This window comes from Corynebacterium sp. HMSC074E01, assembly GCF_001808885.1.
Taxonomy (GTDB): Bacteria; Actinomycetota; Actinomycetes; order Mycobacteriales; family Mycobacteriaceae; genus Corynebacterium.
This window is the reverse complement of sequence record NZ_KV794853.1, coordinates 165,519-190,824: the sequence shown is the minus strand read 5'-3', so window position 1 is coordinate 190,824 and position 25,306 is coordinate 165,519. Positions and strand designations below refer to the sequence as shown.

Here is a 25,306-nt window from a genome sequence, read left to right as displayed (position 1 = left end):
GCAGGTCAGCGCGTACAGATGGGTGTACCCCAGAGCGCGAATCAGCATGGACCTATAAAGCGACTATCCTATACCGGTCTGGCCACCGGCGGTGATCGCCCGATAGAGGTAGCATCACCTGCCGCCGACTCGGATATAGGTCTCATCGACCCGCCAGGAACTGGCCTGGCAGTCAGGTACCTGCCGGTACCACCGTGTTTGCCTGTCCAGCTCAGGGGCGTATTTCTGGACCCAGCGGTAGATCGTGGTGTGATCGACCGGCACGCCCCGCTGAAGTCATCATTTCCTCCAGATCGCGGTAGCTCACCCCGTAGCGGCAGTACCACCGCACTGCCCATAGAATGATGTCACGGGGGAAATGACGACCGGAGAAGATACCCATGGCTGTGACTATTTCACGTCACTCTTCCTACTGCCCCAACTGTGCAACAGCACCAATAAACTGGCGCCCCGGTTATAAGTTGGGGCGCCAAGTCGATGTGCTCGAGTCGAGGGATGTTAGTGGCCGGTGTCAAGCCGGCCAGACAGTCGGTTCAGCCGGTCCTGACTGGGGCCGTCGAGCCCGATAATGGACACGGTTTTGCCTCTGTCCTGGAACTTCTGCGTAATCGCGTCAAAGGTCGCGACCGTGGAGGCATCCCAGATCTCCGCCTCAGTGAGATCAATAGTGATATGACGGGCAGAATCGGTGTAATCAAAGCGATAAACCAGGTCATTGCTTGATGCCCAAAACAACTGGCCATGCACCCGGTAGGTACGAGTATCAATCTCGCCATCGCCGTCGCCGTCGATATCGGAGACCTTTTCAATGGAAACGATATGTGCCACCCGACGGGCGAACATGATCATCGCGGTGACCACACCCAGCACCACACCAATGGCCAGGTTGCTGGTGGCTAGGGTCGCAATAATCGTCACGGCCATAACAATGGTCTCAGAGACCGGCATGAGTTTAAGGGTGCGTGGATGCACCGAGTGCCAGTCGATGGTGCCGACCGAGACCATGATCATGATTGCCACCAGCGCAGCCATCGGGATCATGCCAACGATGTCGCCCAGTGCCAGGACCAGGACCAGCAGGAACACACCGGCTAACAGGGTGGATAGGCGGGTACGTGCCCCGGATTCGCGGACGTTGATCATGGTTTGACCGATCATCGCGCAGCCGCCCATGCCGCCGAAGAAACCGGAGGCAATATTAGCCACCCCCTGTCCCCAGGATTCGCGAGTTTTATCGGAATGAGTGTCGGTGATGTCATCGACGAGCTTGGCGGTCATCAACGATTCCATGAGACCGACCACGGCCATGGCCAGGGCATAAGGCGCGATGATCTGCAGGGTCTCCAACGTCCACGGCACGTTCGGAATAAACAGGGACGGTAAGGTCTCCGGCATCTTGCCCATGTCCGAGACCGTCGGGACAGTCAAACCGGCGGCAATGACCAAACCGGTGAGCACGATAATCGTGACCAGCGGGGCGGGGATCACACTGGTGAGCTTGGGGAAGAAAATCATGATCACCACACCCAAGCCGACGAGTGGGTAGACCATCCAAGGCACATCAATGAGGTGTTCGAGTTGGGCGGTGAAAATCATAATGCCCAGTGCATTGACGAAACCCAGCATCACCGATCGGGGGATAAAACGCTGAAGTTTCGCCACACCGAGGGCTCCGAGCACGATTTGTAGGACACCGCCCAACAAGACGGTGGCGATGAAATAATCCATCCCGTAACCACGCGCCACAGGAGCAATGACTAGGGCAATAGCCCCGGTGGCGCCGGTGGTCATTGCCGGGCGGCCACCGGTAAAGGCGATCGCAATGGCCATGACTACCGAGGAAAACAGACCCATGGCTGGGTCAACACCGGCAAGGATGGAAAAGGCAATGGCCTCAGGGATCAGCGCCAGGGATACCGCCAGTCCGGCCAGAATCTCTATACGGATACGGGCGGGGGAAGAAAATGCGTAACGGAAGGATGCGATGATCCCGGTAGGGGCATCAGCGCCGTCTGGACTCAGGAGGGGGCGGGGGGCCGCCGTGCTAGTTTCAGTCATAGATGTCCAATCTTTGAGGGGATAGGTAACTGGGCGAACGCCCGAAAGGAATCCAACCCTCTAGTAACTTTAGGTTTGGTGATGGTGGTCATGGTAGCGGGAGTTTTACTCAACCGCCAACCCAGGCACAGGAACCCGTGGGCAACATCACCGTGAAGGAGAACAGGCAATGCAAAACAGTAATTTCAAGATCGGCGAGGTCGTTGACCAGACTGGGTTGTCGATTCCCACCTTGCGTTATTATGACAACGTCGGCCTGATTACCCCATCGGGGCGTAGCCCTGGTGGGTTCAGGCTTTATAGTGAGGCTGATGTACGTCGTGTTTTGCTGGTGCGACGGATGAAACCGCTGGGGTTTACTCTGGATCAGATGCGAGAATTCCTGGAAGCTGCGGAGATTCTTCATAGTTCAGATGGCGGGCAGGACAGTGATCCCGCACAGCAGGCACGGAGTAATGCCAAGGCCACCCTTGCCGACATTCGTGAGGAGACGCGCACCCGCTACGAAAAGCTACGCAAGCAAATTGCCTACGCTGAGGAATTCCTCGATCTGGTCAACACCCTGGCACCCTAAAGTGCCCCCATCCTTCGCAGGGAGAAAGAGACCATCCGATTGAATGCGCTCTGTCGAGTCGCGTTCCAGATGAAGTGGACGAACGCCCGCGGCCTCTCCGGAGTGGATGGCGATAGTGCAGAGGACTTCTGAAATCCGTGCAGACGACTCCTCAAAACGACACAGTCATCCAAGGTCACATAATCGAAAATTGTCACTTAACCCGTTATTTTACCTACGCGGTGTTGTTGCAAAGTTGGGCCAGGGTCGAAAAGCCTACCCTCAAGACATTAGTTGTCCTTGCTCCGGGGTGCTTAAGCTGTCTCGAATATCCGGCTGACGATCACCGCGTCTGGGTTCGGGTGCCCGTAGGTAAACATCGTGCCCTGGCCCAACTTTGCAACAGCGCCGTCTAAAAGTATGTTCAGATCTCCTTGTTTAAGGATTGAAAACTGTAGTGTCTTGCTGTGGAGGCAGCAAGGTGGCGTATTGAGATGCCAAGTAAGTCCCGTCTTCCCACTTGGCTTTCAGCATCCTGGCGATACACATGACAGTGACATGGTGATCGCCTGCTCGGTGCAGAGATACCGCTTCTGATTGCGCACTGGCTCCGCTGACCCAAGTGTCCTCCACTAGCAGCACGTGCCGACCGGCGACTGCAGCAGGATCTATCACTGAAAAACGATCTGGGCTTATTGTGGGACGCGCCGGTGTTATCACCTGAAGATTCTAAAGCCGCTGGTGTGAGACGATTTCGGATATATGACCGAGAGCAGAATTGAGGGCACTAGCAAGTGCCCCACGGTCGCGTCCGGGACTGCGGTTGGTAGGGGGGACGTGAGTTATCACTTCTACCGGACTGACTGCTTGAGCAAGAGTTGGAAGATTATCTCGTAACGTGGTGTACCCTAACCGACTTAACTCAGTGTCCTAAATTGTTCATGACACGTGCAGTTTTATCAATCATGACCGCAACTTCGTGTTGCTCGTAAACATTTTGCATATTCCGGCCAAGGCTGACGTCTATCCACCCATTTGTGGCATGTTCTGACTTTGTCTCCGTTGCAGCTATGGCATCAATGATATTGCTTTGGTCTTTCCAACGGGCATCATTCAAAATGTAGACCACGGCCTTGTCCCAGGCCTGCTCAAAGCTTGGCTCCCTACCGTAGAAGAACGTTGTCTTTAAAGTCGGCGAATATACGCGAAATTCAAACATGTACCTTATTGTAAAAGTGGGGTGTAATCAACTTTTGCAAGTGTTATCTGTCTCGGAGAGAATAAGAATCAGAGTATGATCCTCTACGTCCGGTTCCTACCCCAGATCATTCCCACCGAAAGCCGCCGCCAACCGGCCTGACCTCGCTCACTCGCCGGGCCACGGCATCACCATGGGGATTGACCCTCGAGCCGGGAGCCCGGGTGCTTGCCAAGGTCCAGCGAAGCTCTCCTGCTGCCGTGAACTATGTCGCGGTGGACATCGCGTCCTACGAGACGGCCGATGAAATCAGGGAATTCCTGGCCGGAAATGGGGCGTCATCCCTGGCCTTTGCCTCTGATACCGATACGCGGCTCATCACCGCCTACCGGATAAACCAGCTAAGCACCGCTGTAATCCTGGACGCCGCGGGCACGGAGGTCTTCCGTGCCGTGGAGCCGGGTGCTGCGTAACTGCGGACGGCACTGGCCGCGGCGGGAGCCGGCTCAGTGAAGCCCCTTAGCCTGCGGCGGGCTCAGATGTAACTGCAGATTTGTTCAGCATCGCAGCGCTGAGGGTCGGCCACCTCGGCGGTTGCATATTGTTCGGCCACGGTCACCCGGAGCGCGGTGAGCTCCGCGATTTTCCGGTCCAGGTCCTGCAACTGTTTCCCCAGGACATCCCGTACGTGGGTGCAAGGCGTCAAACCGCTATCGCGGATCCGCAGAATGCCCTGGATCTGCGCCAGGGTCAGCCCGGCGATTTGGCTGCGGCGAATGAATTCGAGGCGGCTGAGGGTGTCGTGGGCGTAGTCACGATAGCCGTTGGCCGAGCGCTCAGCCGGTGGGAGCAGGCCCCGGTCCTCATAGAACCTGATCGTCTTGGTTGTTATACCGGCAGCATCAGCAACTTCACCGATTCGCATTTCGGGTCCTCATCTCGTTCCAAAAATCGCATATGACCCTTCCATCGTACTGGAACGTTCCGCATCGGCACCCGCAAACCAACAGGTCCCGTCGCCAGCTTGACCTTCCCCCTTAGTGGAAGGTCGATGATGGGGTGTGACGTACTACTGGCCGTCTGGTTTCGTGTTGGGGTCCCCTGTCGGGGCCCCGGACACGAGCCGGACATATGAAGGGATGATCATGTCAATAAAAGTGAAGGGCCGGGAGCGCTCTGGCCTGGTGCTTGCGGCAGGCACTCTGCTGTCCTTCCTTGGTGTTGTGATGGTGGCGCTGGTGTGCTGCGGGGTACCCGTTCTGACGGCTGCAGCCGGTGTTTTCGCCGCGGCCGGCGCAATGGCCGGCAACCTCTGGTTCATTGCCGCCGCAGCCCTTGCCGCCGCAGCCCTTGCCGCGGGGGCCCTGCTCCTGCGGGCGCAGCGTCGGGGCAGCCCGGGGACGGATTGTTGCGCCCGTTCCCGCCCGGGGGCCAGCCTGTCCGCGGGTTCTACTCCAACACCTCATTCATCGTCGGAGCAGGAGCGGTCCGGGCAGTCCCGGGCCGGTGCTTCTGAGGATGCGGGGTCACAGGGATGACGGGTGTTTTGGGTCTGGCCTTTCTGACCGGAATGCTTGCCACGGTGAATCCATGCGGGTTTGCGATGCTGCCAACCTATCTGGCGTATTTCATTGGTTCAGGCCCCGGTGCGGGACGGAAGCGGCCGTTGCTTGCAGGTCTTCAGGCCGGGGTTGCCCTCAGCGCCGGTTTCGCCACTGTCTTTGTTACGGCCGGCCTGCTCGCCGCTGTAGGCCTGCGGTCGGTGGCGTCGGCGCTTCCCTGGGCGGCGGCGCTGATCGGAGCGGTTATTGTGGTTGCCGGCCTTGGCATGGTGTTCGGATGGCAGCTGCCCGGGGCGAGGTTGAACCTGCCCCGGATTCTGAAGACGGACGGGACCAGTTCGGGCCTCAGGGCGGTCTTTGGCTACGGGGTGGCCTATGCGGTGGCTGCGCTCTCTTGCAGCCTGGCCGTGCTGCTGGCTGTTGTCGCCCAGGCTGTGTCCACCGTGCTGGCGGTCTTCGCCGCCTACGCCTTGGGCTCCTCGGTGGTGCTGGTCCTTCTGTCCCTCGGTGCAGCGGTAGCGCGGGACGCCCTGGCACGCCACGTCCGAAGGATCCTGCCGTTTGTTAATCGTCTCGGCGGAGCCGCGCTTATCCTCGCAGGGATCTACCTGTTGCTCTACTGGGTTCCGGCCCTGTCCGGCGGGCAGGCCGGGGAGATCATGGGCGGGACGGTCACCGAAGCCAGCGCGGCGCTGTCCGGTTTCATCTCGGGCAACTGGCCCATCATCACCCTCACCGCGGTGGCCGCCGTCCTCGCCGCCGCGGCCCTGGCCCTGCGGCGCCGCAGTAAAAGCAAGGCACAGGACAACAGCGCAATCACGGACGGGGCTGAGAGCAGCGACAGCACCGAAGCGTGCTGCGGCCCGGAACATCTTCTTCCCGACACGGCGCCAGGGCGCACCAACCAGAAAGGAAACCCATGACAACGACCAGAAACCACCGGCGGATCTTCACCATTACTGCCGTCGTAGCGGCCGCGGCCCTCATCCTGGTCCTGGCCCTCACTGCGTTGAACCGCGGGAGCGAAACCGCTCCCGCCGCCGGGCCAGCGGGCGCAAACAACGTGGACAGGATCGAGATCACATCTGTGGACGGCAAGGCCCTCACCGTCCCTTCCACCCGCCCGACAGTGCTGTATTTCATGGCGAGCTGGTGCTATACCTGCGTTCCGCAGGCAGAAGCGATGAAGGAACTGGAACAGGAATATGCCGATAAGGCAGACTTCGTCGCCGTGGACGTGACGCCGGAGAACACAAAAACCCAAGTGGACCAGTTCCGCGAACTGGCCGGCACACCCGGATACCCCTTCGTTGTCGACCGGACCGGGGAACTCACCCAAAAGTACGCGGTCACATCCCTGGACAGTACCGTCGTCATCGCACCTGACGGTGACATCCTGGGCCGGGCCGATTCCCGGCCCATGAAGGCCGATGCCCTGAAGGCATTTCTTGACACAACACTTCCGTAGCAACACCGATCTCTTCGCTCCCGTTCTTGACCTTCCCGTGCAGGGGAAGGTGCAGACTGGGGACAGCATGCAAAAAGGAACGCCCCCGGGGTGTTCATTCGAGACTCCATGGAGGACTAATGCCTGAGGCAGCACCAGATTTTGATTTAGCCGTGATCGGTTCCGGAGGCGGCGCCTTCGCCGCCGCCATCCGGGCCACCAAGCTGGGCAATCGGGTCGTGATGATCGAACGCTCCACGGTGGGCGGGACCTGTGTGAACACCGGGTGCGTTCCCTCCAAAGCCCTGCTGGCCGCCGCCGAAGCCCGGCATGTAGCTGTGGATGCGACCGGAAGGTTCCCCGGGATCAGCACTTCCGCCGCCCCGGTGGACATGGGTGTACTGATAGACGGGAAACGCTCCCTGGTCGAGGGAATGCGCTCGGATAAATACGTGGATCTGGCCGCCGACTACGGATGGGACCTGCGCCAGGGCACCGCGGTGTTCGCCGGCACCCCGGAGGAACCGGTCCTGGAAATCACCGGACCCGACGGCACCCGCGACTCCCTGACCGCCGCCCATTATCTGGTCGCGACCGGTTCGACCCCGTGGGCACCCCCGGTGCCGGGACTGGATGAAGTCAACTACCTGACCTCGACCACCGCCATGGAACTGAACGAGGTGCCCGAGTCCCTGATCGTCTTCGGCGGCGGGTACGTGGCCCTGGAGCAGGCGCAGCTTTTTGCCCGCCTCGGATCCAAAGTGACCTTGCTGGTCCGCTCCAGGCTTGCCTTGCACGAGGAACCGGAAGCCTCCCGTGCGCTGATGGGCGTCTTCGCCGACGAGGGCATCCGCGTGGTCCGCCGCGCAGCCGTAACTTCGGTCCGCACAGATCCCGCCGGCGCAGAGGTCCTTGTCACCGCCACGGTCGCCGGGGGCCAGGAGGAATTCCGCGCCGCAAAGCTGCTGGTAGCCACCGGCCGACGCGCCGTCACCGACGGACTGAACCTGGACGCCGTCGGCGTCAAGACCGGCGACACCGGCCAGATCCTGGTCGAGAGCACACTCGCCAGCTCCAACCCCAGGATCTGGGCCGCAGGGGATGTGACCGGGCACCGAGAATTCGTCTACGTCGCGTCCGCCCACGGAACCCTGATGGTGGAGAACGCCTTCAACAACGCCGGGCGCGAGGTCGACTACCGGCACCTGCCCCGCGTGACGTTCACCAGCCCGTCACTGGCCGCGGTCGGCATGACCGACAAGGAAGCCAACGAGGCGGGCATCCGGTGTGAATGCCGGGTCCTGCCCCTGGAATACGTTCCCCGGGCACTGGTGAACCGGGACACCCGCGGCTTCATCAAAATCGTCGCCGACGCCGACACCGGACGGATTGTGGGGATCACCGCCGTCGGCAAGGAGGCCGGTGACCTGGCCGCCGCCGGAGTCTACATCCTCGAGGCCGGCATGACCGTTGACCAGGTCGCGAACCTCTGGTGCCCATACCTGACCATGGCCGAAGGGATCAAAATCGCCGCACAGTCCTTCACCACCGACGTCTCCAAACTCTCCTGCTGCGCCTCCTGACCCGCGCCAGATCCCAGCCTAATCCCATTACGTTGTTGGCAGTTCCGCTTGAAGGAGCCCAGGATTCGTACTCCTAGCCCCATGCTGGGGCAGGCTATGTTTATCTGCGTTCCTTCTGCCTTGTGGCAGTGGAACTAGTCGCTGGCTTCGGTATGGCTTATTTTCGTCCCTGTCTGAAAATGATCCGGGGGGGTGTTCCCGATCTCTGTCTTCGCATAGATCAAGCGCGTTAGCATTTATTACCCTTAAAGAGTGATTACCAACGAACTTCGAAATTTACTGGCCAAAGCAACCACCCATGCACAGCGTTTTCAAGACGGAGAAGACCACACTGTAGCCGCAGCACTCCTCACCAAATCAGGCAAACACGTACTCGGTTTGAACGCGCACCACTTCCTCGGTGGTCCTTGCGGGGAAGTCTCGGCTTTAGCCAACCATGCTGCTAGTTATCCAGAGGACCCAATCCAAGCAGTAGCCGCCGTATACGGACCTACTGGTCAAGTTATTCCTCCCTGCGGTAAATGCCGCCAGGTGCTTTTTGATGTTGATCCGTCCATCCGGTGCATCGTGCGCGGAAGCAATGGACTTGAAGCACCTACCGTAGAAGAACTCTTACCATTCGCATTCAACTGGCGAGACATAGAACAAGAGCAGCGCATCTACATGTGGGAAGGCTACGAGGAATCAATTCGTAGCGGAGAAAAGCAACAAACCATCCGAGTAGATGATCCTTTCCATGAAGGAAGTGCCCAAATTGTCTTCGAGAAAGAATCCGGAGAGGTCGTCACCATTCCTGCACAGGTCACGTCCGTTGTCTCGACCCAGCGAAGTGAATTATCGGAAAAGCAAGCTAGAAATGACGGTTTTGGCTCTCTCACCGAGCTTCAGGAAGCGCTAGATACTCACTATCCCGGATTAGCTGCCGATGACGAAGTCGACCTCGTAGAGTTCAAACTCCAGTAATTCAAACAATCTAAAAGCGCACTTACCCTTTTTGTAGAAGCAGTAAAACTACACCAGAGTTTGTGACTTAGGGGAGTGCTTCACATCTGCAAAACCGACGACTAATTTCTTGTTTTTCTGTGTGTCAGCTCACTAACCAAAAGCCTAGGACACGCACCTGTGCGCCTTGTTTATTGGAGCGCACGGGGATACTGGAGACTACGAGTACGCACTAGACGCCGCCAACAGTGCAGCCGGACACCTGCAAGCAATACAAGCGGAGCTGCCTTCCACTTCCCCACTGGACCGCGACGCCGGCATGCTCGCCAAGTTCGTGCGCGCAGCACAACGAAATCTGTCTCAACAACGACCCGCAGATAATCCCGACGAACTTCTAGACTTAGCCACCAGCCTCAAAGAAAGGCTGGAAGGGGCGGATTCTAGGGGTCATTTTTCTTTGGCTAAACGCGGTTTTAGGCCGAATTTCGGCTCTCGACCACGAGCTCTAGGCCACGGGCTTCGTCCTCGTTTGAGAACCAGCCGGTGGCCTTGGTCGGGCTACGCCGCAAGCGGTGGCGCGTTGGGGAAAGCGTCGGTGCTAGTCTCATTGCGTCCGCGGGTGAAATTGGATAGCCGAAAGTTTAATTGCTGGGATTCTGTAAACTCTGTGTGATTAGATTCACACGCCCCGACAGCGCTTCAAAAAGACCTTCCGGGCGTTATAGGAGCCACCGATAACGCCCGGTCGGGGCCGTTTGGAACGCTGCCGCTACGTCAGAGCCCGAAGGCTCCGCCGCTGACGAGGATCACGATACCGAGGCCGATGAGAACGATGGGAAAGAGGATGTGCTCAAAGCGTTCGAGCACTTCCGCGATCGGGGGGCGGGTTGCGACGAACTTTGCCAGGGCCACCAGGACCGCAACGAGCGCGAGGAAAATAACGCAGTAGGCGACTACTGCGAGAGGCTCCACGCTGAGGAATACAGGGGTGTAGACGCCGATGTTGTCGCCACCGTTGGCAAAGGTGACGCCTGCGACTGTCCCCACGCCAACCTTCTTGCCGGCAATCTTGGCCTCGTCGTCATCGTCCTCATCGTCTCCGCGCCAGGCCTCCCATGCGGCCCAGAGGCCGAGGCCCAGCGGGATTAGACCGAAGTACGGGATGGCTGTCGAGGGCAGGAATGCTCCGGCGCCCATGGTCACTAGAACCGCGGCACCGAGGATGCCCGCGAATCCGAGGTACTGGCCGGCCAGAATGCGGGCGGTAGTGCCGCGCTGGCCTGCCCCTCGCGCGAAGAAGAGGGAGAGCACGATGATGTCGTCGATGTTGGTAGCTGCGAACAGGCCTATCGCCTGCAAGACCGAGGTGAGGATCATGCGTCCTCCCCAGCTGCGTAGCACCCGGGAAGCGAGCAGGCGGGATCGATGCACGGGGCGTCTTCGTCTACTGCCAAGGTGGCATCGACCAATGTGGTCAGCGCCTGCGCCAGGTGCGGATCGGCGATCTCGTATCGTGTCCGACGCCCCTCGGGCTCGGAGACGACAATCCCACAATCGCGCAAGCATGTCAGGTGGTTGGACACGTTCGGGCGTGTCAGGTCCAGATCTCGGGATAGTTCCGCCGGGTAGGCGGGATGGTCGAGCAGGGTCAAGATGATCCGGGATCGAGTGGGGTCGGCCAGTGCACGACCCAGGCGGTTCATCACGTCGAGACGCGAAGCAATAGTCAGCATGCGCTGAACTATACAGCGATCGCTGAACTAGTCAAGTTCCGGGTAGCGGTGCAGCTGTGTGCGCTGCTGAAGCAGACAGTGAAAGTAGCAGAGATGGCGCAGATTCCGGCAAAGTTGCGAAAACAGCTGAACCACGCTCGTTTCTGATGATCGGCCCATGTGCGATTTGTGCCGCGCCGAAGGCAACCGAATTGGCTCGAAGTGGTGCTGTTGCAAAGTTGGGGCAGTAGAAAGACCGACGTGAAATAATCAGAGCCATGGGCATCTTCTCCGGTCGGCATTTCCCCCGTGACATCATCCTGTGGGCGGTGCGGTGGTACTGCCGCTACGGCGTGAGCTACCGCGACCTCGAAGAAATGATGACCGAGCGGGGTGTGCCAGTCGATCACACCACGATCTACCGCTGGGTGCAGAAATACGCCCCTGAGCTGGATAAGCACACTCGCTGGTACCGGCAGGTACCCGACTGGCAGGCCCGGTCCTGGTGGGTGGATGAGACCTATATCCGGGTCGGCGGCACGTGGTGCTATCTCTACCGGGCTATTACCGCCGGTGGGCAGACCTTAGACTTCTACCTCTCACCAAAACGGAATGTGGCTGCGGCCAAGCGTTTCCTGGCCAAGACGCTACGATCGAATACGACAGCCGGGTCCCCGCGGGTCATCAACACCGACAAGGCACCAGCTCTGGCCAAGGCAATATCCGAGCTGAAGGCGGAGGGAATCTGCCCTCAGACGGTGGAGCACCGGCAGGTGAAATACCTGAACAACGTTCTCGAGGGAGATCATGGCCGACTTAAAAGAATCCTGGGACCGAAGGGGGCGTTCAAAAACCGAATTTCCGCCTACCGGACGTTGAAAGGGATGGAAGCGATGCATTCATTACGGAAAGGTCAGGGCACGATGTTTGCTTATGGGCACCCCAATCCGGACGCGGTGATCGTCAACCGGGTCTTCGAGACGGCCTGAGAACGCCAGCACGCAGCGGCCATCAGGAAATGAGAAACTGGGTCGTCTCGGCTCTCCGCCCAACTTTGCAACAGCACCTATCATATATAGTACATGCCAGCTAAAGGCTTTCATCTTTACACAGCGTTGGATTTGTACTCGCGCAAGGTTGTGGGATGGACTGTCCAACACCGACAGGAAAAGACCATCGCTACACGCCTGATTGAACAAGTCATTGCTGACCAGGAGCTCAACGGTCACAGCGTTGAAGTCGTACACACCGACAACGGCAAAGTCATGACCTCACACATGATGAAGGACATGCTGGATGAACACGGCGTGCAGCTGTCATTAATTCGGCCGAATGTTTCGAATGACAACCCATTTGAAGAGTCATCACATCGCACAATCAAGCATCACCGCTATGCGTTAGAAACCTATGATGATATCCAGCATGCGCAGAAAGTCATCGGCAGGATTATCGACGAATACAATAACCGTGACCGCCACAGCGGGCTGAATGGATACACACCTAGTGAAGTGTATTCAGGCACGTGGCGTGACATCCTTGAACATCGCCGAGCAAAGGAAACCGTCTACTACGCGACGCACCCGCACCGCAGACCCAGACCCCGGAAATCCGTCTACAAGCCACCACCTAAAACGGTAGAAATCAACAACGGCAAACCCCTAGCGCCCGAGACATCGAGCGCGTAAAGTAACAACCACGTCAAACAGGGGGATGTTCACAACTCAAAGGCAGGCGCCGATCGAGGGCAAAGGGACCAAAGTAAGAGGACCAAACTAGAAGGACCACCAAGCGAGCCTTTCCACATCCCCGGCCGGCTGGTTACTTATAGGCCGAGAAGCCCGTAATCTTCTTGCCCATGATGAGGGACTGCACAGTGTCGGTGCCCTCGTAGGTGTGCATGGCCTCAATGTCCGCGAAGTGGCGAGCGATATCGTTTTCCAGCAGGATGCCGACTCCACCGAGCATGTCGCGGGCGTCAGCGGCGATGCGCCGCGCGGCACGCGTGTTGTGGAGTTTGGCCGCCGAGGCCTGTTCCGGGGCCAAGGTGCCAGCATCTTCGCGCTGGGAAACCTCACGGCAGGTGAGCATCATCTGGCTGAGGTCGAGGACCATGTTGGCCAGACGCTGCTGGATGATTTGGGCTTTGGCCAGCTCGCGGCCGAACTGGACGCGTTCGAGCACGTACGAGCGGGCAGTCTCATAGCAGGCCACCGCAGAGCCAAGCGCCATCCAGGACACGCCAATGCGAGTGGAGGTCAGGACGCGGGAAACGTCCTTGAAGCTGCGACAACCTGGAAGCTGGTTGGCGGCGGGAATGCGACAATCGGTCAACGTGATGTGTGCCTGGTGGATGGCACGCAGGGAGAGCTTGCCTTCAATCACGGTAGCGGAGTAGCCGGGGGTTTCCTGTGGGACGATGAAACCGCTGACGTTACCGTCTTCCATACGGGCGTAGATGATGGTGATGCCGCCGGAGGCACCGTTGCCAATCCACTTCTTCTCGCCGTTGAGGACCCATTCGTCGCCATCGCGAACCGCGGTAGTTTCCAAAGCGATGGAGTCCGAGCCGTGGTCCGGTTCGGTCAGCCCAAAAGCACCGAGCAGCGAACAAGATGCCATCTGCGGCAAGTACGAAGCCTGCTGTTCCGGAGAACCAAGCATCGAAATTGAGCGCATGGCCAGCCCCGCCTGCACCGCAATCACCGTGCCCATCGAAGCATCGGCACGCGTGACTTCCATGAGCGTCAAGCCAGCGCCAAGCGTGGACATCTGTTCATGGCCTTCCACCGAAAGCCCATCGGTCATCACGTCCAGCTCCCCCAGACGCTGAACCAAGTCCAGCGGATACTCCGCGGCCTGCCAGTGCCGGTTAATCACCGGGTCGGAGTAGTCGCGGAACTGCGCCGCGCGCTTCCACCCCGCAGCATCGGCCTCAGAAAGGCTGTCAAAGACACCCAGGAAATCAGTGGTGGACTCGAAGAGGTTGTGGGACATGGTCAATTCTCCAACTAACAGGCAATACGAATGGCGATTAGTGTTAATTGTGACCTGACTCTCCCCAGGCTGTCAAGTGTCTCATCACAACGCGCGGCACAGCCGGGATTCGGAACGATAACCAGACTCCAGGGCCAGTATCTCCCCCAGCCAACCTTCACCCTGCCCCCGCAGGTATACTAACCGCCATTAGCTCATTGAGGAGGACGCCCGCCATGGCCAACCAAAGACGCCGCGACCAAATCGCCGCCGCCGCACTCGACCTCTTTGACCAGCGCGGCTACCACGCCACCGGCATGGAGGACATCGCCAAAGCCGTCGGCATGCGCGCCTCCAGCCTGTACAACCACTACTCCTCCAAGCAGGAACTCCTCGCCGAAGTCACCATCACCGCCATGGAGGACCTGCTGCGCGCCAACGCCGCCTGCCTCGCCGGGCTGAGCGATCCCCGCAACAAGCTCGTCGCCACCATGAAAGCCCACGTCATCTACCACGCCACCCACGCCCGGCGCGTCCGCGTGGTCAACAACGAGCTCACCAACCTCGAAGAGCCTCACAAGTCCGTCGTCCTGCAACTGCGCCGTGACTATGTCGCGCGCTGGATGGCCGTGGTCAACGAGGGCGATTTCCACGCCGAAAACCTCAAAATCGCCTGCTGGGCGCTCATCGATATGGGCATCGGCGTGGCCCAATGGTTCAGCCCCGACGGTGACTATACCGCCGAGGCTTTGGGTGACATGTACGGCCAGTTCGCCCTGCGCCAACTTACCTAGGGCGCGCAGCCAATCTGCTGCTCTTCCTCGCGCCCATCTGGGTACTGCACGCGCACGCGAGAGTAGACCTCGGCATGGTAGCCGCAGGCCACGCGCTTATCGACGACCACCTTTACCTTCTCCTCGTTAAACTTTCCTTCCGCGCAGTTGGGGTCGCAGTCATTCTCTATGGCCACGCCGTCCGCCTCCGCGGAATCGGCTCCCCAGCGCTGCCAGTCCAGTTCGTTGACTAGGTAGTTATTGTCCGCGCAGGCCAGCGAGATGCGGTCGGGACCCTCCAGGCCCGTGACGGATACGCAGTCCAAGATCGCGGTGGCATCGATGGTGGTTTCTACGTCTGGCCCCACCAGGCCTACTACGCGTACCAGCTGACCAGTGGCGGGCAGGACGGAGAAGCTGACCTGGTCGGCATCGCGAATCACGGTCACCAGCTGGTCTTCGCCCTCCCCTTCAACGGTGCCGACCTCATTGCCATCCGCTTCCGCCAACATGTCATAGGCAATCTTTTGCTGCGCGCTACTCAAGCCCGGCTGGAGCAGCAGCTCCAGCGCGCCCAGTGCGCGATTGGGGAAGGAATCCGCCAACTTCTCCAAACCGGCACGGTCGGAAGCGATAACCAGGTCCTCCGGGCTGATGGAAGGCTGCGGATCAAAGCCTGGCACCTCGCCCTGCGAGGAAACCTCCACGGCACCGCCAGCATCCACCGCATATTCGGTGATCGCGGTGGCATCGCCGAGGGTGTCGACGCGCTTCATGTAGTCCTTCGCGGTCACGCCTTTATCCACCGCATCAGGCTGAGTAGCGGCGGCTTCGCCCGCCTGGGTCAGAACTTCTGCCGCCGAAGCCACGGGTTCCGAGTTATTAAGCAGCGGGAAGGCTCCGCCGATGAGAGCGAGCACCGCAACGGACGCTGCAGCTATGGTCCACGTGGGGCGGCCCTTCGTAATCTTCGCGAGGGTGTCTTCGGAGCGGGTGAGGGAGGCGTCGTCAAGCGCGGTGTCGGGAACGGGGTTGGCGGCGCGGAGTTTGTCGAGAGAGTTAGACATCGGTTTCTCCTGTGAGTTCGGAAAGGTGGGTGCGTGCGCGGTGCAGGCGAACGCGCACGTTGTTGCGGGAAATGCCGAGGACCTCGGCGATATCGGGGTGGTCGAGGCCCTCCCACGCATGGAGGGTGAGGATTTCGCGCTCGGCATGCGGCAACTGCATCAACGCGCGAGTGATGTCGAGATTGGCATCGACAGCGTCATAGCCGGCATAGGATTCCAGCTCATGGTCGTCGAGGTTCTCCGTCTCCCGGCGGGTGCGGTAGAACTCGCGCATCACGTTGCGGGCGATGCCATAGAGCCACGGCAGCGGCGTGCCGCGCAAGGAGTCGAAGCCGGCCCACGCCCGCTCGAAAACGTCGGCCGCCAGCTCTTCGGCATGGCTCGGTGGGACGCGGCGGCGCAGGTAGGCCATCACCGCCGGGTAATGCTCGCGGAACAGACGGGAGAACTCCCGTTTGCGCGAACCAAGCAAGGTAAGGACAGACACTAAATAACTCCATATTGTTCGTGGACTCACTGAGTATGTTGCATCAGACAGCCGAGCGTTACAGATAGGCACTGAAATGGTTTACTAGTAGAGCTATGGAACCACTCGAGCTCTCCGCCCTGACGGGCACGCAATCGCGCACCTACGGCACGCGCAAGATCACCAAGGATATGATCTCAGCACCCGTGCACGTGGCTATTGCACTATGGGATGAGCGCTGGGATTCCGCCGAGAACGGCACGATTGACGGCTGGGTCATCGCCGTTAATACCAAGAAAACGCGCTTCGTGCGCAAGGGCCAGATTCAGAAGGGCGACATCGTTGAAGTAGCCGTCCGCGAATTCGAGAAGGCCACGAAGAATATTCGGGGGCGCAAATGGATCGTCACCGGGCGCCGGCAAGCGGCACTGCGCGCCGCACTGGAGGAACGCGGCTATACCGTGACGGGGAGTTTTGCGGAGGAGAATAGGGCGTCGAAAAGCGCCAGCTCCGTGCGACGCAAGCAGGCCGGAATCACCGCGCGCCGCGCGAAGAAGGAAGGCGAGGCTCCGCGCAAGAAGCAGGTGGTCAAAGTGGAGACACCGAAGGCACACTGGTGGCCGAACTTCTCGACGGCCTCCTCGTGGCCCGAAGGCGCCACCGTGCGCATAGCCACGGATGCCTCCTCGGACACGGTGTTTAAGGGCTCGATGTGCTTCGTGGCCAGCAATGGTGACTACCGGTTGCGCACGCGCAAGACGACGGCCAGCACTGATGAGCTTGAGCTCGAATCCCTCACGTTGGCGTTGAAGTACCTGCTCAAGGTCGGTGCGACCAAGGCGATCATCGAATCGGACTCCGTCGCCGCATTAGAAGCGGTAGAACAGATTCGGCAAAAGGGCTCAAAGGCAATGCGCTCGCGGGGCGTGTGGAGGGGGTTGTCTTCGGGGTCGCGCTCGCGCTTCCAGCAAGCGTGGCATGACGTGGAGGGAGTCTGCGAAGTGACCATTCGCCGCGTGATGGGGCATGCGGGCGACCCGCTGAACCGGGCGGCGGACCAGATTGCGTACATGGGCCTGCGCGCGATTGCGCATCCGATGAAACAATCACGCGCCACGCTGAAAGAAGGAATCAGGAAGACGTTGGCCAAGCTCTAATTCGGGGTTCGGTGCACTGGTGGCCTAGGGTAAATCGCATGAGCAATCCCTTTGACTCCAATCCTTTCGAGGAGCCGGCCAAGCCTTTCAACGGCCGTGGGGCTAATCCCTTCGCGGAACCTGCGCGCGAGTCCTATGCGGAGCCCTCTGCGAATCCTTCGGTAGAACCTTTCGCGGATCGCATCTCGGAGCCTTTTTCCGAGTCTTTTGCCGAGCCCGAGCGCGCCTACGCCCCGGCGCCCATGCCGGACTATTCCCTTGAGCAACACTCAATGAATGGCACGATCCACAGCTTCTCCCTTTTCAAGGGGCTTTTGAGTCTGTTCTCGCTCCTCGTAGGCTTCACCGGAATTACTGATGGCGATGTGGCGATGGGCATCGGCTTCGCGCTGCCCGGAGCGTGGTACTTCCTCAAGACGCTGCAGCAGAAGGCCAACCCGACCACGCCGCAAAAGCGCCACTGGTTTGTCATTTGGTTCATCGCCATCGTGCTCATGTTCTTCGGCGCCTAGGCCACAAGCCGCCGCCGCGCAATGACCCGCCGCCACACGATGCGCAGCAGCGAATGCGGAGTCGCCACTACCTCACGCAGGTAGTTCCACGGGCGGTCTTTCCGCGGGGTGCCAACACCATGCATGCGAATCCGAATCCCCAGGTGCCAGGCCCACAGGCGGGTGCGCAGCACGTGGAAATCATTGGTCACCACGCGAAAGTAGCTATAGTCCGAGCACAACGCGTGGGAGCGCTCGAGGTTCTCGTTGGTGCTGGTGGCCAGCGGTTCGAGGAAAATCCGCTCCGGATTAACGTCCCGCTCAATGAGGTAGCGCGCCATCGGCTCTGCTTCCCCGTAACCGGAGACGATGATCGGCTCCTCCGGCAGCACGCGCGCCATCACCACCGCGCGATCCAACCGGCTGCGCAGCAACGAGCCGGGCTCGCCACCCTCCACGCGCGCGCCCAACACCAGAAGCGGAAACTGCATGCCCGCTAGCTTAGCGTGCATACTGGTCAGCATGAGCATGTGCGTAGTCGGTTCCATCAACGCTGACCTCGTGGTCCACACCGCGCGGCATCCCCAACCGGGCGAAACCCTGCTGGGCAGCGGCGGCACCATCACCGCGGGCGGCAAAGGAGCGAACCAGGCGGTCGCGGCCGCCCGCCTTGGCGCGCAGGTCAGCTTCGTTGGCGCGGTGGGCAGCGATGCCTACGCCAAGCCCGCGATGCACTACTTGCAGGCCAGCGGTGTGGACCTCACGCACGTTGAGGCCAGCGAGGAGGTGACGGGGCTGGCGGTCATCACCGTGGATGAGCAGGGCGAAAACACCATCATCGTGGTGCCGGGCGCTAATGCGCTTGTCGACGCTCCCTTCGTCACCACGCACTCCTCCCCCATCTCCGAATCAGAGCTCATCCTGCTCCAAGGCGAGATACCGGCGGAAGGTTTTGCCAAGGCAATCGAGCTGGCCACGGGCCGAGTCGTGGTTAACCTCGCACCGGTCATCGAGGTTGAAAAGGAAGCGCTCCTGCGCGCTGATCCGCTGCTGGCCAATGAGCACGAAGCCGGGCTCATCCTGGAGCAGCTGGGGTTGAGCGGCGAGGGCGCACCGGAGGAGCTGGCACGGCGTCTAACAGAGGCCGGTTTTGCCTCGGCGGTTCTCACGCTGGGAGCGCGCGGCGCGCTCGTGTCTGAAGGCACCAAGCTTATCGAAGTCCCCTCTCCGCAAGTCACCGCCGTCGACACGACGGGCGCGGGCGATGCCTTCGCCGGCGCGCTGTGCGCGAGACTACTTCACGGCGACGACCTCGTGGAGGCCGCCACCTATGCCGCTCGAGTCGGGGCTTACGCCGTCACCGGAGAAGGCGCGCAGGCGTCCTACCCCGATCTCGGGAGCAAGCTCCCCAGCTAATTACTCCCCGAGGAGCTGGGAACGCAAGTTCTCGTCCTTCTTCTCTACTTCGGCGGCCATGTTCTCCTGGTAAGCAGCCATCTTCTCCACCAGTGCTGGGTCGCCCGCGGAGAGGATGCGCACGGCGAGCAGGCCGGCGTTCTTCGCTCCGCCGATGGATACGGTGGCCACCGGAACTCCCCCCGGCATCTGCACGATGGAGAGCAGCGAATCGAGTCCATCAAGATCCTTCAACGCGCGCGGGATGCCGATCACCGGTAGCGGCGTGGCCGCGGCAACCATGCCCGGCAGGTGGGCCGCACCACCGGCACAAGCGATGATGGCTTTGAGCCCGCGCTCGTGGGCAGACTTGGCATACGCAAGCATCTTTTCTGGGGTGCGGTGCGCGCTGACAACGCCTACCTCGAAGGGCACACCGAACTCGGCGAGCACCTCTGCGGCGGGCTTGACAGTGGGCCAATCGGAATCGGATCCCATGATCAGGCCGACGAGTGGTTGCATGAAAAATCTCCTTCTTAATTAGGGCCTAGAGCTCGCTGCGGGCTTAAGTCCACCGCGCGTGGACGAGGAAGTGGGCGGCATCGTGGGCGATGCCGCGGGTTTCCTCCACGTCCTCACCAACGACGTTGACATGGCCGATCTTGCGGCCCGGCTGGTGGTCCTTGCCGTAGAGGTGGATCTTCGCCTCTGGGTAGCGCTCCATCACTTCGCGGACGCGCTGCGACATGGGCATCTGCGGATCTTCTTCGGCACCCAGCACATTGGCCATCACCGTGACCGGGGCCAGGGCTGCGGTGGACCCGAGCGGCAGGTCTAGCACGGCGCGTAGGTGCTGCTCGAACTGGGAGGTCACGCAACCATCCTGGGTCCAGTGGCCGGTGTTGTGCGGACGCATGGCCAGCTCGTTGACCGCGATATCTTCCTCCACGACCGCTCCTGGCGCGCCTGAAGCGGACGCGATGATGCAGCCGGCGTCTTGCTTCGTGGCAAAGGCGAAGAGCTCCACCGCCAACACGCCGGTAACGCCAAGTTCGGTGGCCACCTTGATGCCTACCTGCATGGCGCGCTCTGCCAGCTCTGGGGACAGGTTCGGGGCAGGAGCAAAAGCCTCGGCGCAGATGCCATCTCGCTGCACGGACTCGGTGACCGGCCAGACTTTTACCTCGCCGGAAGGGCGGCGGGCAACGAGCACGGACAGCTCGCGGGTAAGGGCAACTTTTTCCTCAGCCATAAGCGGAGTATCAGCTGCAAGAAGCTCAGCTACCAGCGGCTCCAGCTCCTCCGCGGACGGGAACCACACGCCATGGCCGTCGTAGCCGCCGCGGCGGGCTTTGAGGCACACGGAACCGTCGACAAGCGCGGCGAAGTCCCGTGCATCCTCCACCGATTCGATGGATGCAAAGCGCGGCACCGGGGCGCCCAGCTCGGACAGCTTCTGGCGCATGAACAGTTTGTCCTGCGCGTAGAGGAGAGCGGAAGGCTGGGGCTGGACGTTGAGGCCGTCGGCAATGAGACGCTCGACGTGCTCCGTGGGTACGTGCTCGTGCTCAAAGGTAATTGCATCCGCGCCTTCCGCGGCGGCGGTGAGCACGTCGAGATCGTGGTAGTCACCGAGCACCACATCCGGAATCACCTGTGCGGCCGACTTGTCCGGCGCGGAAGCCAGCACGCGCAGGTGGATGTCGAGCTCAGCGGCGGCCGGCTGCATCATGCGTGCAAGCTGGCCGTCTCCATAAACAGTAACGAGGGGTTTGTGTTGTTCACTCACTCTTTCAATACTAGCCTTGGGGCCATGATCGTCCGGCATACCATCTTTCAGAACTCCCTCATGACCGCGCTGTTGGATGGCATTTACGACGGCGAAATGACCATCGGCGAACTCTTGGGCAAAGGCAATTTTGGCATCGGCACCTTCGATGCGCTGGACGGGGAGATGATTATCCTCGACGGCGTGTGCTACCAGCTACGCGGCGATGGCACCGCGACGGTGGCGGACTTGGACCAGGGAACTCCCTTCGCGGTGGCCACGAATTTTGTCCCCCGTATTAAGGTGGCCGCGCCCAAAGGATTGAAGCGCGAGGAGCTTTCGGCCTTCATCGATGAGATCGAGCCTTCCGCCAACTACATGTACGCGGTGCGTATCACCGGCCGCTTCAGCAACGTGGTGACCCGCACGGTGGTCAAGCAGAGCAAGCCTTATCCGCCGATGGCGCAGGCAGTGGGCGGCGATAAGGAGCTGCGCTTTAGCGACGTCGAGGGAATCATCGGCGGTTTCCGCACCCCGGTCTTTGAAAAAGGCATCTCGGTGCCGGGCTGCCACGTGCACTTCATCGACGCTGCGCGCACCTCCGGTGGCCACGTGCTGGACTACACGGTGGATGAGGCCACCATTGAACTCTGCCCCGGCACGGACCTCGATCTGCGCTTGCCGCTGACCCACGAGTTCCGCTCCGCCAACCTGGCCCCCGATGACTTGGACCAGCAGCTGCACACGACGGAGATTAAGGACTAACCCCACACCGGTTGCTCGTTGAGAATGTCCTCGACGCGCTTTGCTTTGGGGATGGAGGGGAAATACATCGGCTTGTCATAGCCGTGGAGTGCCAATGAGATCCCGCCACGGCGACGGCGGGCACCACGAATATCGGTGAGCGGGATCGAATCAACGCGCTTGCCTTCGCGGGCGATGACGCGCAGGTTGGTCACGATGAAGCGCTTACGGCGGGCTTTCACCAAGGGAAGGACGAAGCGCCAGGCAGCAAGCAGGGCCCATATGGCTACCAGACCATTGCGAAGCGCCAGGTCAATGCCGTTATAGTCACACCAGCCGATGGCGATCCAGCACACCCCGGTAATCACGACGAGCTCTAGAAAAGGAAAGAGCAGCGTGCGAAACGGGGCGGTCATGTCCGCGCGAACAACTTCGCCGCGGCCCATCTGCATGAGGTTCATGGGGCTCATGGTACCTACTGCCCCGGAAACACCGTTCTTTGCCGAGGCCTCCCCTGCCCACGGCAGGCTCTGGGGTGCTTTAGAGCCGAGCCCCACAAATGGCATCTCACAGAAGGCATTAGTCAAAAGGTGTCTTTGGGGTCAAAGACACCTTTTGCGGGCCTGTAGATGGCGTTTTCAGGGGCAAAGACGCCTTTTGACTAATGCCATTTGATAGATGCCATGTGGAAAGCACCGTAGCTGAGTGCCCTTGTTGAGTGCAGCGCCTTCTATGGTGCTTCGCCGGTAGATGCCAAGACGCAATGCAGCTCGGACGGCTAATTATCAGCTGGGCGCAGGTGGATGACATCACCCGCGGAGTAGTACTCACCGCCGACGTTGATGCGGCCATCATCGGCCACGCCCTCGACGGTACCGTGGACGTCGCCGGTCGGGGCTTCGAGGCGGACCTCCTGCCCGATGGAAGAACAGACCTTGCGGTAATCGGCCATAAGCTGTGGATCCTGCCGCTCCCACTGGGTGATGCGGTGGCGCAGGTTCTTCAGCACGGTGATGGCCAGCTGTGTGCGGTCGGTCTCAAGACCTTCGAGCGCGAGCGATGTCGCGGCCTCGATGGGTAGCTCCTCGCGGGTCAGGGTGACGTTAATGCCCATGCCCACGACCACGCGGGCTGAAGGCGGGTTCGCAGACTGCGTCTTGGGCGCGACCTCGGCCTTGTTGATCTCGGCCTTATTAACTTCAGCCTTGTTGATCTCAGCTTTGTTGATTTCGGCCTTGTTGACCTCGGCCTTCGAAACTTCCGTCTTCGGGGCAGACTTGAAAGCCTCCCCCACCGGTCCGGCTTCGGCGAGAATGCCGCACAGTTTCTTGCCATCAATCTGCACGTCATTCGGCCACTTGAGTACTGCTTTCTCCACCGAGTCGGTCACGGCCAAGCCGGCGGCCAAGGGCAGGGTGCCAAGGTGATCAAGCGAATCCGGGAGAATCAGCACGGAAAAGATAAGCTGCGCCCCCGCCGGGCTCACCCACTGGCGACCCAAACGGCCCTTGCCGGCAACCTGTTCGTTGGCCAGCAGTACGGTGCCATCAGCCACCTTCTCCGCCTGCATGAGATCGGTATTGGTGGAGCCAGTGGACTCGGTGTAATCGATAACAGCGAAGTCGCCGCCCAGCGCCTCGCGAATTCGGTCCATATCAAGTGCAGTCATGCACCCTAGGTTACCCGCCGAGCAGTGGCCTTCTAGAAGTAACTAAAAGTAATCCGGGTTGGCCAGAATTGTGCGAGCGGTGGCATCGTCAAGACAGGTAGTCAGCACCGCCTGGGGCAACGCGTGAGTAACCTGCTCAGGTGTCACGGTGATCTGCCGCGTATCCGCCAAGAAAGAAACAGTATCCCCAATCAATTTGTCATAGTCCGCGCGGTCTTGCGCCCCGAGGCTATCCGGCTTTCCTTCAGTTACCAGCACATAGCGGGTTGCTGGGGTGACCCACTCACAGACCCACTCGCCATATTCCTGCAATTCCGAGTCCGAGACCTCCAGCCCCATCCCTTTCATGCTGGCGCGCATGGTGGAGCGATCTACACGGCCATTGTCCACCAACTGTGAACGGACTTCAGATGCGTCGACAGTATCGGCAAAAATAGCGCGGAACACGGTATCGCGCTGCGCCTCTGCAGCCGAGGTGGTCGGCGATGTCGCGGACTCCTTCGAGGGCATCGTCGGGGAAGGCTCTTCCGAAGAAGATTTGGTAGTGGAGGTCGATGACTCCGTAGTGGTCTCTGAAGATGCCGAAGACGCATCAACGGTCCTAATAGAAACGGTTGTCAGTGGCGCAAAGGACTCAGTGGATTCCGTACTGGAGCAACCGACCAAGAGCAGCGCGAGGAGAGGGGCGAACTTCTTCATAGCGAATTCCAGCCTAATGCACCTGCCGCCAGGTGCTAGTGTGAATCCATGGCAAAGGTCACTTTTGAGAACGTCGGCATCACCTATCCCCGTGCCGAGAAACCCACGGTCAAAGACCTCAACATCGAGATTGCGGATGGCGAGTTTCTAGTCCTCGTCGGCCCGTCCGGCTGCGGTAAGTCCACCACCTTGCGCGCCCTCGCGGGGCTGGAGCCGGTATCCAGCGGCCGCATCCTTATTGACGGCAAAGACGTCACGGGACTGGAGCCCGGCGAGCGCGATATCGCCATGGTCTTCCAGAACTACGCGCTCTACCCGCACCTCACCGTGGCCCAGAACATGGGGTTTGCCCTCAAGCTGGCCAAGAAGCCCAAGGCTGAAATCACAGCCAAAGTAGAGGAAGCCGCGAAGACCCTTGGGCTCACGGAGTACCTGCAGCGCAAGCCCAAAGACCTCTCCGGTGGTCAGCGCCAGCGCGTGGCCATGGGCCGCGCCATCGTGCGCGAGCCGAAGGCCTTCCTCATGGATGAACCCCTGTCCAACCTCGACGCCAAGCTGCGCGTACAAACCCGTGCGGAGCTGGCCAGCCTCCAACAGCGCCTCGGCACCACCACTGTCTACGTCACTCACGACCAGGTGGAGGCCATGACCATGGGAGATCGCGTCGCCGTGCTCAAGGACGGTGAATTGCAGCAGGTCGCGCCACCGCGCGAGCTGTACGACGCTCCTGCTAACGAATTCGTCGCCGGCTTCATTGGCTCCCCTGCGATGAACATCTTCGACTACAACGGCGGACGCGTCGGCGTACGCCCAGAGAAGATGTTCATTAACAAGGGGCCGATTGGCTTCCAGGGCACGGTGGAGTTCGTGGAAGAGCTGGGCTCCGAATCCTTCGTCTACGTCATGGTGGGCGAGCAGCGCTTCGTGGCTCGCGCGAGCGACGACGTTCCGCAACGCGGTGAGAACGTCGTGCTGACCTTTAACCCCCGCGAGGCACACCGCTTCGATCCGGAGACCGGCCAGCGCATCGAAACTTAAGCAGCAACACA

At 60.4% G+C, this 25,306-nt stretch carries 29 protein-coding genes and 2 pseudogenes; 15 read left to right on the top strand and 16 right to left on the bottom strand.

Annotation, left to right across the window (positions count from 1 at the left end):
• Window positions 1-117 precede the first annotated feature (117 nt).
• Together HMPREF2537_RS12685 and HMPREF2537_RS09440 are read right to left on the bottom strand one after the other, a co-directional pair.
• A pseudogene (locus HMPREF2537_RS12685) lies at window positions 118-382 on the bottom strand (IS6 family transposase); the annotation flags it as partial.
• A gap of 116 nt (window positions 383-498) precedes the next feature.
• Window positions 499-2,058 carry a SulP family inorganic anion transporter gene (locus tag HMPREF2537_RS09440; protein WP_070528177.1) on the bottom strand — a complete coding sequence of 520 codons (1,560 nt, stop codon included), beginning with the start codon at window positions 2,056-2,058 and terminating at the stop codon, window positions 499-501.
• Window positions 2,059-2,227: 169 nt separating this feature from the next.
• Here HMPREF2537_RS09440 and HMPREF2537_RS09435 point away from each other — a divergent pair, with 169 nt between their 5' ends.
• Window positions 2,228-2,632 (top strand): MerR family transcriptional regulator, encoded by a 405-nt coding sequence (locus tag HMPREF2537_RS09435; protein WP_005531126.1) that lies wholly within the window; start codon window positions 2,228-2,230, stop codon window positions 2,630-2,632.
• A 293-nt stretch (window positions 2,633-2,925) separates the two neighbouring features.
• Here the strand turns inward: HMPREF2537_RS09435 and HMPREF2537_RS12840 are convergent.
• A pseudogene (locus HMPREF2537_RS12840) lies at window positions 2,926-3,003 on the bottom strand (IS6 family transposase); the annotation flags it as partial.
• A 530-nt stretch (window positions 3,004-3,533) separates the two neighbouring features.
• Window positions 3,534-3,830, bottom strand: coding sequence for a hypothetical protein (locus HMPREF2537_RS09430; protein ID WP_005531125.1), 297 nt, complete (start codon window positions 3,828-3,830; stop codon window positions 3,534-3,536).
• A gap of 203 nt (window positions 3,831-4,033) precedes the next feature.
• Between HMPREF2537_RS09430 and HMPREF2537_RS09425 the strand changes: the two genes are divergently transcribed.
• A complete protein-coding gene (locus tag HMPREF2537_RS09425; protein WP_246820285.1) occupies window positions 4,034-4,282 on the top strand; it encodes a thioredoxin domain-containing protein in 249 nt (82 codons plus the stop codon).
• A 62-nt stretch (window positions 4,283-4,344) separates the two neighbouring features.
• Here the strand turns inward: HMPREF2537_RS09425 and HMPREF2537_RS09420 are convergent, their stop codons facing one another.
• On the bottom strand, window positions 4,345-4,728 hold the full coding sequence (locus tag HMPREF2537_RS09420; protein WP_370505896.1) for a heavy metal-responsive transcriptional regulator: 384 nt from the start codon (window positions 4,726-4,728) through the stop codon (window positions 4,345-4,347).
• Between the two features lie 226 nt (window positions 4,729-4,954).
• Here HMPREF2537_RS09420 and HMPREF2537_RS09415 point away from each other — a divergent pair, with 226 nt between their 5' ends.
• From HMPREF2537_RS09415 to HMPREF2537_RS09395, 5 genes are all read left to right on the top strand, one after another.
• On the top strand, window positions 4,955-5,347 hold the full coding sequence (locus HMPREF2537_RS09415; RefSeq protein WP_070528200.1) for a hypothetical protein: 393 nt from the start codon (window positions 4,955-4,957) through the stop codon (window positions 5,345-5,347).
• Entirely contained in the window at window positions 5,344-6,294 is a 951-nt protein-coding gene (locus HMPREF2537_RS09410; RefSeq protein ID WP_070528172.1) for a cytochrome c biogenesis CcdA family protein, read from the top strand. The genes HMPREF2537_RS09415 and HMPREF2537_RS09410 overlap by 4 nt, the downstream gene beginning before the upstream one ends.
• The gene (locus HMPREF2537_RS09405; protein WP_070528166.1) at window positions 6,291-6,839 is read left to right on the top strand and encodes a TlpA family protein disulfide reductase; all 549 of its coding nucleotides are present in this window, start codon (window positions 6,291-6,293) and stop codon (window positions 6,837-6,839) included. The genes HMPREF2537_RS09410 and HMPREF2537_RS09405 overlap by 4 nt, the downstream gene beginning before the upstream one ends.
• Window positions 6,840-6,958: 119 nt before the next feature.
• On the top strand, window positions 6,959-8,401 hold the full coding sequence (merA, locus tag HMPREF2537_RS09400) for a mercury(II) reductase (protein WP_070528164.1): 1,443 nt from the start codon (window positions 6,959-6,961) through the stop codon (window positions 8,399-8,401).
• A 252-nt stretch (window positions 8,402-8,653) separates the two neighbouring features.
• A complete protein-coding gene (locus tag HMPREF2537_RS09395; protein ID WP_070528163.1) occupies window positions 8,654-9,364 on the top strand; it encodes an ASCH domain-containing protein in 711 nt (236 codons plus the stop codon).
• A gap of 753 nt (window positions 9,365-10,117) precedes the next feature.
• Here the strand turns inward: HMPREF2537_RS09395 and HMPREF2537_RS09390 are convergent.
• Both HMPREF2537_RS09390 and HMPREF2537_RS12520 read right to left on the bottom strand, forming a co-directional pair.
• On the bottom strand, window positions 10,118-10,720 hold the full coding sequence (locus HMPREF2537_RS09390) for a cadmium resistance transporter (protein ID WP_070528157.1): 603 nt from the start codon (window positions 10,718-10,720) through the stop codon (window positions 10,118-10,120).
• Window positions 10,717-11,076, bottom strand: a complete 360-nt coding sequence (locus HMPREF2537_RS12520) for a Cd(II)/Pb(II)-sensing metalloregulatory transcriptional regulator CmtR (protein WP_070523117.1) — start codon at window positions 11,074-11,076, stop codon at window positions 10,717-10,719. Before HMPREF2537_RS12520 ends, HMPREF2537_RS09390 begins: the two co-directional genes overlap by 4 nt.
• Window positions 11,077-11,333: 257 nt before the next feature.
• Here HMPREF2537_RS12520 and HMPREF2537_RS09380 point away from each other — a divergent pair, with 257 nt between their 5' ends.
• Window positions 11,334-12,044 carry an IS6 family transposase gene (locus HMPREF2537_RS09380; protein WP_070523113.1) on the top strand — a complete coding sequence of 237 codons (711 nt, stop codon included), beginning with the start codon at window positions 11,334-11,336 and terminating at the stop codon, window positions 12,042-12,044.
• Between the two features lie 93 nt (window positions 12,045-12,137).
• Window positions 12,138-12,740: a DDE-type integrase/transposase/recombinase gene (locus tag HMPREF2537_RS09375; protein ID WP_070523112.1), complete on the top strand. Its 603-nt coding sequence runs from the start codon at window positions 12,138-12,140 to the stop codon at window positions 12,738-12,740.
• 133 nt (window positions 12,741-12,873) lie between these two features.
• On the opposite strand, the gene HMPREF2537_RS09370 is transcribed toward HMPREF2537_RS09375, so the two are convergent.
• The gene (locus tag HMPREF2537_RS09370) at window positions 12,874-14,049 is read right to left on the bottom strand and encodes an acyl-CoA dehydrogenase family protein (RefSeq protein WP_070523109.1); all 1,176 of its coding nucleotides are present in this window, start codon (window positions 14,047-14,049) and stop codon (window positions 12,874-12,876) included.
• A 215-nt stretch (window positions 14,050-14,264) separates the two neighbouring features.
• On the opposite strand from HMPREF2537_RS09370, the gene HMPREF2537_RS09365 reads away from it, so the two are divergent.
• Window positions 14,265-14,822 carry a TetR/AcrR family transcriptional regulator gene (locus tag HMPREF2537_RS09365; RefSeq protein WP_070528152.1) on the top strand — a complete coding sequence of 186 codons (558 nt, stop codon included), beginning with the start codon at window positions 14,265-14,267 and terminating at the stop codon, window positions 14,820-14,822.
• On the opposite strand, the gene HMPREF2537_RS09360 is transcribed toward HMPREF2537_RS09365, so the two are convergent.
• Together HMPREF2537_RS09360 and HMPREF2537_RS09355 are read right to left on the bottom strand one after the other, a co-directional pair.
• Window positions 14,819-15,868, bottom strand: coding sequence for a hypothetical protein (locus HMPREF2537_RS09360; RefSeq protein WP_070528149.1), 1,050 nt, complete (start codon window positions 15,866-15,868; stop codon window positions 14,819-14,821). The genes HMPREF2537_RS09365 and HMPREF2537_RS09360 overlap by 4 nt on opposite strands.
• On the bottom strand, window positions 15,861-16,355 hold the full coding sequence (locus tag HMPREF2537_RS09355; protein WP_070528146.1) for an RNA polymerase sigma factor: 495 nt from the start codon (window positions 16,353-16,355) through the stop codon (window positions 15,861-15,863). Before HMPREF2537_RS09355 ends, HMPREF2537_RS09360 begins: the two co-directional genes overlap by 8 nt.
• A 95-nt stretch (window positions 16,356-16,450) precedes the next feature.
• Between HMPREF2537_RS09355 and HMPREF2537_RS09350 the strand changes: the two genes are divergently transcribed.
• Window positions 16,451-17,491: an RNase H family protein gene (locus HMPREF2537_RS09350; protein ID WP_070528139.1), complete on the top strand. Its 1,041-nt coding sequence runs from the start codon at window positions 16,451-16,453 to the stop codon at window positions 17,489-17,491.
• A 38-nt stretch (window positions 17,492-17,529) separates the two neighbouring features.
• Window positions 17,530-18,003: a hypothetical protein gene (locus HMPREF2537_RS09345; RefSeq protein ID WP_070528137.1), complete on the top strand. Its 474-nt coding sequence runs from the start codon at window positions 17,530-17,532 to the stop codon at window positions 18,001-18,003.
• On the opposite strand, the gene HMPREF2537_RS09340 is transcribed toward HMPREF2537_RS09345, so the two are convergent.
• Window positions 18,000-18,473 (bottom strand): YdcF family protein, encoded by a 474-nt coding sequence (locus HMPREF2537_RS09340; protein ID WP_070528198.1) that lies wholly within the window; start codon window positions 18,471-18,473, stop codon window positions 18,000-18,002. The two genes, HMPREF2537_RS09345 and HMPREF2537_RS09340, sit on opposite strands and share 4 nt — an antisense overlap.
• Window positions 18,474-18,504: 31 nt before the next feature.
• Here HMPREF2537_RS09340 and HMPREF2537_RS09335 point away from each other — a divergent pair, with 31 nt between their 5' ends.
• Window positions 18,505-19,398 carry a ribokinase gene (locus HMPREF2537_RS09335; protein ID WP_070528129.1) on the top strand — a complete coding sequence of 298 codons (894 nt, stop codon included), beginning with the start codon at window positions 18,505-18,507 and terminating at the stop codon, window positions 19,396-19,398.
• Here HMPREF2537_RS09335 and purE read toward each other — a convergent pair whose 3' ends face one another.
• Window positions 19,399-19,899 (bottom strand): 5-(carboxyamino)imidazole ribonucleotide mutase, encoded by a 501-nt coding sequence (gene purE, locus HMPREF2537_RS09330; protein ID WP_070528126.1) that lies wholly within the window; start codon window positions 19,897-19,899, stop codon window positions 19,399-19,401. It lies immediately after the preceding gene.
• 43 nt (window positions 19,900-19,942) lie between these two features.
• Window positions 19,943-21,205, bottom strand: a complete 1,263-nt coding sequence (locus HMPREF2537_RS09325; RefSeq protein ID WP_083299004.1) for a 5-(carboxyamino)imidazole ribonucleotide synthase — start codon at window positions 21,203-21,205, stop codon at window positions 19,943-19,945.
• On the opposite strand from HMPREF2537_RS09325, the gene budA reads away from it, so the two are divergent.
• Window positions 21,191-21,910 (top strand): acetolactate decarboxylase, encoded by a 720-nt coding sequence (gene budA, locus HMPREF2537_RS09320; RefSeq protein WP_070528121.1) that lies wholly within the window; start codon window positions 21,191-21,193, stop codon window positions 21,908-21,910. The genes HMPREF2537_RS09325 and budA overlap by 15 nt on opposite strands.
• On the opposite strand, the gene HMPREF2537_RS09315 is transcribed toward budA, so the two are convergent.
• From HMPREF2537_RS09315 to HMPREF2537_RS09305, 3 genes are all read right to left on the bottom strand, one after another.
• Window positions 21,907-22,350: a hypothetical protein gene (locus tag HMPREF2537_RS09315; protein ID WP_010189338.1), complete on the bottom strand. Its 444-nt coding sequence runs from the start codon at window positions 22,348-22,350 to the stop codon at window positions 21,907-21,909. The genes budA and HMPREF2537_RS09315 overlap by 4 nt on opposite strands.
• Window positions 22,351-22,667: 317 nt before the next feature.
• Window positions 22,668-23,558 carry a biotin--[acetyl-CoA-carboxylase] ligase gene (locus tag HMPREF2537_RS09310; RefSeq protein ID WP_070528119.1) on the bottom strand — a complete coding sequence of 297 codons (891 nt, stop codon included), beginning with the start codon at window positions 23,556-23,558 and terminating at the stop codon, window positions 22,668-22,670.
• A gap of 42 nt (window positions 23,559-23,600) precedes the next feature.
• Window positions 23,601-24,257, bottom strand: a complete 657-nt coding sequence (locus HMPREF2537_RS09305) for a hypothetical protein (protein ID WP_246820283.1) — start codon at window positions 24,255-24,257, stop codon at window positions 23,601-23,603.
• Between the two features lie 48 nt (window positions 24,258-24,305).
• Between HMPREF2537_RS09305 and HMPREF2537_RS09300 the strand changes: the two genes are divergently transcribed.
• Window positions 24,306-25,295: an ABC transporter ATP-binding protein gene (locus tag HMPREF2537_RS09300; protein WP_070528117.1), complete on the top strand. Its 990-nt coding sequence runs from the start codon at window positions 24,306-24,308 to the stop codon at window positions 25,293-25,295.
• Window positions 25,296-25,306: the final 11 nt, after the last annotated feature.

Excerpts from the sequence above, each read along its gene's own strand:
- HMPREF2537_RS09440 (WP_070528177.1), bottom strand. The coding sequence starts at position 2,058 with ATGACTGAAACTAGCACGGCGGCCCCCCGCCCCCTCCTGAGTCCAGAC.
- HMPREF2537_RS09435 (WP_005531126.1), top strand. The coding sequence starts at position 2,228 with ATGCAAAACAGTAATTTCAAGATCGGCGAGGTCGTTGACCAGACTGGG.
- HMPREF2537_RS09430 (WP_005531125.1), bottom strand. The coding sequence starts at position 3,830 with ATGTTTGAATTTCGCGTATATTCGCCGACTTTAAAGACAACGTTCTTC.
- HMPREF2537_RS09415 (WP_070528200.1), top strand. The coding sequence starts at position 4,955 with ATGTCAATAAAAGTGAAGGGCCGGGAGCGCTCTGGCCTGGTGCTTGCG.
- HMPREF2537_RS09410 (WP_070528172.1), top strand. The coding sequence starts at position 5,344 with ATGACGGGTGTTTTGGGTCTGGCCTTTCTGACCGGAATGCTTGCCACG.
- HMPREF2537_RS09405 (WP_070528166.1), top strand. The coding sequence starts at position 6,291 with ATGACAACGACCAGAAACCACCGGCGGATCTTCACCATTACTGCCGTC.
- merA (WP_070528164.1), top strand. The coding sequence starts at position 6,959 with ATGCCTGAGGCAGCACCAGATTTTGATTTAGCCGTGATCGGTTCCGGA.
- HMPREF2537_RS09390 (WP_070528157.1), bottom strand. The coding sequence starts at position 10,720 with ATGATCCTCACCTCGGTCTTGCAGGCGATAGGCCTGTTCGCAGCTACC.
- HMPREF2537_RS12520 (WP_070523117.1), bottom strand. The coding sequence starts at position 11,076 with ATGCTGACTATTGCTTCGCGTCTCGACGTGATGAACCGCCTGGGTCGT.
- HMPREF2537_RS09380 (WP_070523113.1), top strand. The coding sequence starts at position 11,334 with ATGGGCATCTTCTCCGGTCGGCATTTCCCCCGTGACATCATCCTGTGG.
- HMPREF2537_RS09375 (WP_070523112.1), top strand. The coding sequence starts at position 12,138 with ATGCCAGCTAAAGGCTTTCATCTTTACACAGCGTTGGATTTGTACTCG.
- HMPREF2537_RS09370 (WP_070523109.1), bottom strand. The coding sequence starts at position 14,049 with ATGTCCCACAACCTCTTCGAGTCCACCACTGATTTCCTGGGTGTCTTT.
- HMPREF2537_RS09365 (WP_070528152.1), top strand. The coding sequence starts at position 14,265 with ATGGCCAACCAAAGACGCCGCGACCAAATCGCCGCCGCCGCACTCGAC.
- HMPREF2537_RS09360 (WP_070528149.1), bottom strand. The coding sequence starts at position 15,868 with ATGTCTAACTCTCTCGACAAACTCCGCGCCGCCAACCCCGTTCCCGAC.
- HMPREF2537_RS09350 (WP_070528139.1), top strand. The coding sequence starts at position 16,451 with ATGGAACCACTCGAGCTCTCCGCCCTGACGGGCACGCAATCGCGCACC.
- HMPREF2537_RS09345 (WP_070528137.1), top strand. The coding sequence starts at position 17,530 with ATGAGCAATCCCTTTGACTCCAATCCTTTCGAGGAGCCGGCCAAGCCT.
- HMPREF2537_RS09340 (WP_070528198.1), bottom strand. The coding sequence starts at position 18,473 with ATGCAGTTTCCGCTTCTGGTGTTGGGCGCGCGCGTGGAGGGTGGCGAG.
- HMPREF2537_RS09335 (WP_070528129.1), top strand. The coding sequence starts at position 18,505 with ATGAGCATGTGCGTAGTCGGTTCCATCAACGCTGACCTCGTGGTCCAC.
- purE (WP_070528126.1), bottom strand. The coding sequence starts at position 19,899 with ATGCAACCACTCGTCGGCCTGATCATGGGATCCGATTCCGATTGGCCC.
- budA (WP_070528121.1), top strand. The coding sequence starts at position 21,191 with ATGATCGTCCGGCATACCATCTTTCAGAACTCCCTCATGACCGCGCTG.
- HMPREF2537_RS09325 (WP_083299004.1), bottom strand. The coding sequence starts at position 21,205 with ATGCCGGACGATCATGGCCCCAAGGCTAGTATTGAAAGAGTGAGTGAA.
- HMPREF2537_RS09315 (WP_010189338.1), bottom strand. The coding sequence starts at position 22,350 with ATGAACCTCATGCAGATGGGCCGCGGCGAAGTTGTTCGCGCGGACATG.
- HMPREF2537_RS09310 (WP_070528119.1), bottom strand. The coding sequence starts at position 23,558 with ATGACTGCACTTGATATGGACCGAATTCGCGAGGCGCTGGGCGGCGAC.
- HMPREF2537_RS09305 (WP_246820283.1), bottom strand. The coding sequence starts at position 24,257 with ATGAAGAAGTTCGCCCCTCTCCTCGCGCTGCTCTTGGTCGGTTGCTCC.
- HMPREF2537_RS09300 (WP_070528117.1), top strand. The coding sequence starts at position 24,306 with ATGGCAAAGGTCACTTTTGAGAACGTCGGCATCACCTATCCCCGTGCC.